The 6,000-nt window shown below is 69.2% G+C and carries 6 protein-coding genes and 1 pseudogene; 1 reads left to right on the top strand and 6 read right to left on the bottom strand.

Features of this window, described 5'->3' with window-relative positions; all coding sequences use genetic code 11:
- The 3 genes and pseudogenes from NMN56_RS36180 to NMN56_RS36170 form a co-directional block, all read right to left on the bottom strand.
- Nucleotides 1–220: pseudogene (locus NMN56_RS36180) on the bottom strand (electron transfer flavoprotein subunit alpha/FixB family protein); the annotation flags it as partial.
- 63 nt (nt 221–283) lie between these two features.
- Nucleotides 284–1,069, bottom strand: a complete 786-nt coding sequence (locus NMN56_RS36175) for an electron transfer flavoprotein subunit beta/FixA family protein (RefSeq protein ID WP_274042572.1) — start codon at nt 1,067–1,069, stop codon at nt 284–286.
- Nucleotides 1,070–1,377: 308 nt separating this feature from the next.
- Nucleotides 1,378–1,680 (bottom strand): TlpA family protein disulfide reductase, encoded by a 303-nt coding sequence (locus tag NMN56_RS36170; protein WP_274042571.1) that lies wholly within the window; start codon nt 1,678–1,680, stop codon nt 1,378–1,380.
- Between the two features lie 333 nt (nt 1,681–2,013).
- Between NMN56_RS36170 and NMN56_RS36165 the strand changes: the two genes are divergently transcribed.
- Nucleotides 2,014–2,733 carry a lysophospholipid acyltransferase family protein gene (locus tag NMN56_RS36165; protein WP_274042570.1) on the top strand — a complete coding sequence of 240 codons (720 nt, stop codon included), beginning with the start codon at nt 2,014–2,016 and terminating at the stop codon, nt 2,731–2,733.
- Between the two features lie 167 nt (nt 2,734–2,900).
- Here NMN56_RS36165 and NMN56_RS36160 read toward each other — a convergent pair whose 3' ends face one another.
- The 3 genes from NMN56_RS36160 to NMN56_RS36150 all read right to left on the bottom strand — a co-directional run bounded on the left by NMN56_RS36160 (nt 2,901) and on the right by NMN56_RS36150 (nt 5,975).
- Nucleotides 2,901–3,353: a MarR family winged helix-turn-helix transcriptional regulator gene (locus NMN56_RS36160; RefSeq protein ID WP_274042569.1), complete on the bottom strand. Its 453-nt coding sequence runs from the start codon at nt 3,351–3,353 to the stop codon at nt 2,901–2,903.
- 29 nt (nt 3,354–3,382) lie between these two features.
- A complete protein-coding gene (asnB, locus tag NMN56_RS36155) occupies nt 3,383–5,224 on the bottom strand; it encodes an asparagine synthase (glutamine-hydrolyzing) (RefSeq protein ID WP_274042658.1) in 1,842 nt (613 codons plus the stop codon).
- Nucleotides 5,225–5,399: 175 nt separating this feature from the next.
- Entirely contained in the window at nt 5,400–5,975 is a 576-nt protein-coding gene (locus tag NMN56_RS36150; RefSeq protein ID WP_274042568.1) for a transglutaminase family protein, read from the bottom strand.
- Between the last annotated feature and the right edge of the window lie 25 nt (nt 5,976–6,000).

The following is a 6,000-nucleotide window of genomic DNA, read 5'->3' as shown; positions in this document are numbered from 1 at the left end:
CGAGTTTCGGGACGACGAGGTAGTCGCCGAACTCCGGCGCATCGGCGGCCAGTACACGCGTGGCGCCGTACTCACCCAGGACCGTGGCGGCCTGCTCGGCGCCCGGGCCCAGGTGCACGGCGACCGGCTCGCCCAGACGGCGGGCCAGGGTCAAAAGCTCCAGGGTGGGCTTGCGGACCGCGCCGTCCACGTGGTCGACATAAACAAGGACTTCAGCCATGAGATTGCACTCCTGCGGTTACGGGATGTCTGGGGGGCGTTGGGCCCAAGGGGCGGAAGGGACTCAGAGGAACTTTTGGCCCGCGAGGTACTCGGCGAGCTGCTTGCCGCCCTCGCCCTCGTCCTTGACGACGGTGCCCGCCGTACGCGCCGGACGCTCCCTCGCCTCCTCGACCCGCGACCACGCACCCTCCAGGCCCACCTGCCCGGCCTCCAGGTCCAGATCGTCCAGGTCCAGCGACACAACCGGCTTCTTCTTCGCCGCCATGATCCCCTTGAACGAGGGGTAACGCGCCTCGCCCGACTGGTCGGTCACCGAGACCACAGCGGGCAAAGGAGCCTCCAGATGCTCGGTCGCCGTGTCACCGTCACGCCGGCCATTGACCTTGCCGTCGGTCACCGAAACCTCGGACAACAGCGTCACCTGCGCGACACCCAGCCGCTCCGCGAGCATGGCGGGCAGCACACCCATCGTCCCGTCGGTCGAGGCCATACCACACACGACCAGGTCAAAGCCGGTCTTCTCGACCGCCGTGGCCAACACCAGCGACGTACCCAGCGCGTCCGTACCGTGCAGGTCCTCGTCCTCGACATGCACCGCCTTGTCCGCGCCCATCGACAACGCCTTGCGCAGCGCGTCCTTCGCGTCCTCAGGACCCACGGTCAACACCGTGACCTCCGCGTCGTCGGACCCGGCCGCGATCTGCAACGCCTGCTCCACCGCGTACTCGTCCAACTCCGAGAGCAGACCGTCGACCGACTCGCGGTCAGTGGTCAGATCCTCCGCGAAACGCCGGTCACCCGCAGCGTCAGGCACATACTTCACACAGACAACGATCCTCAAGCTCACGCCGGCTCTCCTACTGCTTCGACTTACGGGTTCCGGTCCGGTGGACCAGCGTCCGTCCACAATATTACTCGTCAGTACACCCGGCACATTCCCCGTTCTCAAGACCCGCGAACTGTGACCTGGCCAACGAGGAGAGTGACCGCCCCAACTCCATCACGGGGGCCTGGAGGACGCGAGTGTCGGCGGGAGGGATCTGGATCACGCCGAGGCGGCCAGGGGGGCGGGGGCTGAGGGCTTCGGGGCGGGACAGGAGCGGGCGCGTGGGCGGGGCGGGGCGGGGCGTACAGAGCGGGAGACCGGGGGCCGGGTCACGCTATGGCCGCGCCGAGCGCGGCGATGACATCGGCGCGGCGCGGCTGGCCCGAGGCCCTGCGGACGATCCGCCCCTGCGCGTCGAGCACGAGCACGGTGGGTGTGCGCCGGATGTCCAGTTCGCGTACGAGGTCGAGGTGGTCCTCGGCGTCGATCTCGATGTGCGCGACGCCCTCGACCATGGAGCTGATCTCGTCGAGGGTGCGCCGTGTCGCCCTGCAGGGCTGGCAGAAGGCGCTGGAGAACTGCACGAGGGTCGCGCGGGTCCCCCATGTCATGCCGCTCGGCCAGTCGGCCATCGTCTCCTCCGTTCTCACGTGCTTCCCCCGCCCTGACGGCGCCCGCCCTGACGTGCTCTTCCCTCGGTGAAGTCTGCGCCTGCCCGGTTTCTTCCCGCCTTCCGGGGAGACCCGTGGAGCTTCGGGGGAGGCTTCCGCCGGAGGGGCCCGGCTCGCAGGCCGGACGGGTGCGCGTGGACCCGTGACGAGGATCTCCGTCTTGGCCCGTTCATGGGCTAGCCATGAGCAGGGCTTTGGGGAACGATCTGCGGAAGCCGGAAGTTACGCATGCGTAAGTTCCAGCCTCCTGGCGGGAGAACCCTCCCCAGGCACCGAGACGAAGGGTCCCCCGACGTGGCAGATCTCCTCTACCCGCCGGTGATCGGCGCCGCACGGGCGTGGTTCAAGGCACTCGACCTGCGCTTCGACATCCAGGGCACCGAGAACGTGCCCTCGCGTGGCGGCGCCGTCCTGGTCAGCAACCACATCAGCTATCTCGACTTCATCTTCACGGGCCTGGCGGCCAGGCCCGCCAAGCGGCTGGTCCGTTTCATGGCCAAGGACTCGGTCTTCCGCCACAAGGTCTCCGGACCGCTGATGCGCGCGATGAAGCACATTCCGGTGGACCGTTCGCGCGGCGAGCACGCCTACGCGCACGCGCTGAAGGCGCTGCGTTCCGGCGAGATCATCGGGGTCTTCCCCGAGGCGACGATCTCGCGTTCGTTCACCCTCAAGGACTTCAAGTCGGGCGCGGCACGGCTGGCGCAGGAGGCACGGGTCCCGCTGGTCCCGATGGCGCTGTGGGGCACCCAGCGGCTGTGGACCAAGGGCCACAAGCGGGACTTCGGGCGCAACCACCTGCCGATCGGCATCCGGGTCGGTGAGCCGGTGAACGCGGGACAGGACGAGTCGGCGGTCAGCGTGACCGAGCGGCTGCGCGAGCGCGTCAACGAGCTGCTGGAGTCGGCGCAGCGCGCGTACCCCGGTGTGCCCAAGAACGAGGGCGACACCTGGTGGCTGCCCGCACACCTCGGCGGCACGGCCCCCACACCGGCGCAGGCGAAGGCGCTCTGAGAACCGCTTCACCCGCCTGACAGCCGCCCCGGCAACGCGAGTCAGGGCGCGAGCACCGGCCGACCGGCCGGTCACGCACGTGGGTCAGCCCGTACGGCGGCTCAGCGTTACGGCGGGGTCAGCGGTACGGCCGGACCCGTACGACGGGGCCGGCCCGTACGGCCGGATCAGCCCGTACGGCGCGCGGCGCCCACTCCCCCCGCCTCGGCGAGGAGCCGGAGCAGCGGGCCGGCCGCGAGCACCTGTGCCGCCTCCTTCTCGGAGAGCGAGCCCAGCCGCGTGAGCAGCGCCTCGGCCTCGCCGTGTGCCACCTCCCTGAGCGCGCGCGCACCTTCGTCGGTGAGGGCGACGCAGGTGGCGCGGCCGTCGGTGGGGTCGGGCTCTCTGCGGACGAGCCCCGAGGTCTCCAGCTCCGCGACGACGGCCGTGGCCGTCGGCTGTGAGCAGGGGACCCGCTCGGCGATGACGCCGACACGGCTGGGGCCCGCCTCCGTGAGCATGGAGAGGACGATGAGCTGCGTCGGCTGGAGCCCGCCCATCGGGCTCGCTCTGCGCAGTGTGCGCAGCAACCGGTGCAGCGACAGGACGAGTTCGAGTGCCGCATCTTCCTGGGCTCTCATCGTCCCCCCATGGTCTCGTCTTGATCAGGTCAAGAGAGTGTAAGCGTCGGTGAGTACATGTCGATCCACAGGGCCAGGTCGAGCGTGCGCTCCAGGCCGCGCCGGGACGCCTGGGTGATCTGCGGGGTGTCGACCTTGACCGCCTTCTCCAGCCAGGACTTGCTGACGAGGTCGAAGACCTGATGGGACGGCTTGGCGAGCAGGTCCTTGACGTTGTCCTGGAGCGCCGTGTGGTATCGGGGGTCCTGTGTGGAGGGGTAGGGGCTCTTGACCCGGTCGTAAACGGAACGGGGCAGCACGTCCGCGGTCGCCTCGCGCAGCAGGCTCTTCTCGCGTCCGTCGAAGGACTTCAGCTCCCAGGGCGCGTTGTAGACGTACTCGACGAGCCGGTGGTCACAGAAGGGCACCCGCACCTCCAGCCCGACGGCCATGCTGGCGCGGTCCTTGCGGTCGAGCAGGACGCGTACGAACCGGGTGAGGTGGAGGTGGCTGATGCGCCGCATCCGGTATTCGAAGTCGCTCTCGCCGTCGAGGCGCTGGATGCCGGAGACGGCCGTCGAGTAGCTGTCGGCGATGTATCCGGGCAGGTCGAGCGCCCTGGTCACGGAGTCGTTGAGGACGCTGCCGTCGTCGCCGAAGTGCTCTTCCAGGCGGACGAGCCAGGGGAAGGTGTGGCCCTTGCGTGCCTCGGGGTCGAAGAACTGCTTGTACCCGCCGAAGACCTCGTCGGCCGACTCCCCGGAGAGCGCGACGGTGGAGTGCTGGCGGATGGCCTTGAAGAGGAGGTAGAGGGAGGCGTCCATGTCGCCGAATCCCATGGGTATGTCCCTGGCCCTGATGACGCGGGAGCGGACCTCGGGGTCGGCCAGGTCGTCGGAGTTGAGGACGATGTCCTGGTGTTCGGTGCCGGAGGCGCGGGCGACATCGTGGACGAAGGGGGTGTCGGGGGTGCCGCGCAGCTCGTCGGCGACGAAGTTCTCGGTCTGGCCAACGAAGTCGACGGCGAAGCTGCGTACGGTCTCGCCGCTCTCGCGCAGTTGCTGGGCCGCCAGCGCCGTCATGGCTGAGGAGTCCAGGCCGCCGGAGAGCAGGGTGCAGCGGGGCACGTCGGAGACGAGCTGGCGGCGCACGATGTCGTCCATGAGAGAGCGCACATGGGCGACGGACTCGTCCTTGTTGTCGGTGTGCGGGCGGGTCTCCAGCTCCCAGTAGACATGGGTACGGATGCCGTCCTCGCCGACGGTGACGACCGTCCCCGGCTCGACCTCACGCATGCCCTCCCACACGGCGTGGCCGGGGGTCTTGACGAAGGCGAACAGCTCGCGCAGACCGTCGAGTCCGACTTCGCGGCGGGCGAGCGGGTTGGCGAGGATGGCCTTGGGCTCGGAGCCGAAGAGGACGCCGTCGGCGGTCTCGGCGTAGTAGAAGGGCTTGATGCCCATGCGGTCGCGGACCATGACCAGGCGCCGGGTGCGGCTGTCCCAGATGGCGAACGCGTACATGCCGTTGAGCCGCTCGGCGAGCGCGGGGCCCCACTCCAGGTAGGCCCTGAGCACGACCTCCGTGTCGGAGTCGGTGGTGAACCTGTGTCCGCGGGTGCCGAGTTCGCGCCGCAGCTCGGTGAAGTTGTAGGTCTCCCCCGAGTAGACGAGCGCGACGGGCCCCTCCGGGGTGTCGACGCTCATGGGCTGGGTGCCGCCTGGGAGGTCGATGATGGCCAGCCTGCGGTGTCCCAGCGCGGCCGGCCCTGCCGCCCAGACACCGCTGTCGTCCGGTCCTCGGCACGACATCGTCTCGGTCATCGCGTCGAGGGTCGCCCGTTCGGACACCAGGTTCCGCTCGTAGGAGACCCACCCGGTGATTCCGCACATGTTGTCCTCCAGCTCCGACCTCTGGTGTGAACGGCCGATGACGTTCTGACTCCCCGTAACACAGGCTTTACCAGAGGTCACTTGTATCGACCACCTATGTAATCCCATCCTTCACGCCGAGACCCGGTCCGAAACACGTCGGACACCTGTGTCGTATGGATCACGCCACCGTCTTCTAGAGCGCGGTGTCCAGGAGTCGCCACAGCTCGGCGCGGTCCGTGGCCAGGCGGAGCGCCCGGAGGACCACGGGATGCGGCTCGGCGTAGAGCACGGGGTAGTCGCACTCCCCCTTCTCGGGACGTACGGGCCAGGCGAGTTGCTCGCGGTCCAGCCGGAACTGGGCGTTCACCCCGGGCTTGTTGCCGCGCGGATCCTGCCTCACCCAGCGACCGCCGGGAAGCTTGAGCGCGATCATGCCGTGCAGGACATCCAGTTTCTGGTAACAGAACCCTGCCGGGATTCCCTCGGCGCGCAGGAGCGCGGCCAGCGCGTGCGCCTTGGCATGGCAGATTCCGGTCCGCCGGGCGAGCACGTCCGAGGCACGCCAGGTGATGCGCGGATCGTCGGCGTCCACCGAGTGCGGAACGGTGTCGCGTACGAACTCGAAGGCGGCGCGCGCATATCCGGTGAGGTCGTCCACCCCGGCACTCAGGCGGGCCGCGGTCTCGCGGACGACGGGGTGGGTGTGGTCGACGGCGGCGTCGGCGACCAGGTAGGCCGCCTCGTCGGCGGTCACGGGTGTGAGCTGCATGCGGGGAGCGTACGGAGAGCCGGGC

The sequence above is a fragment of the Streptomyces iconiensis genome (genome assembly GCF_028657195.3).
GTDB lineage: Bacteria > Actinomycetota > Actinomycetes > Streptomycetales > Streptomycetaceae > Streptomyces > Streptomyces iconiensis.
This window is presented reverse-complemented; position numbering and strand designations above follow the sequence as displayed.